Origin of the sequence: Psychrobacter sp. W2-37-MNA-CIBAN-0211 (assembly GCF_040309405.1) — a bacterium.
In the GTDB taxonomy this organism is placed as follows: domain Bacteria; phylum Pseudomonadota; class Gammaproteobacteria; order Pseudomonadales; family Moraxellaceae; genus Psychrobacter; species Psychrobacter glaciei.
The window spans coordinates 1-239 of record NZ_JBEOOU010000551.1 but is presented as its reverse complement, the minus strand read 5'-3'; the positions used below and the strand labels follow the sequence as shown (position 1 = coordinate 239).

The following is a 239-nucleotide window of genomic DNA, read 5'->3' as shown; positions in this document are numbered from 1 at the left end:
GTGCCAGCGCCAGCATCGAAAGCCTCAGTGCGCAAATCCAGAACATTGGTACCGTCTTGAGTGTGATCCAGAGTGTGGCCGAACAGACCAACTTGCTGGCCTTGAACGCTGCGATTGAGGCGGCGCGTGCCGGTGAGCAAGGGCGTGGCTTTGCGGTGGTGGCCGATGAGGTGCGGGCACTGGCCAAGCGCACCCAGCAATCGACCGAAGAAATCGAACGGCTGGTCAGCACCTTGCGC

1 protein-coding gene is annotated in these 239 nt (G+C 61.5%); it reads left to right on the top strand.

Features of this window, described 5'->3' with window-relative positions:
* A partial coding sequence (locus AAEY72_RS16230) for a methyl-accepting chemotaxis protein (RefSeq protein ID WP_352311711.1) occupies positions 1-239 on the top strand: 239 nt, incomplete at both ends.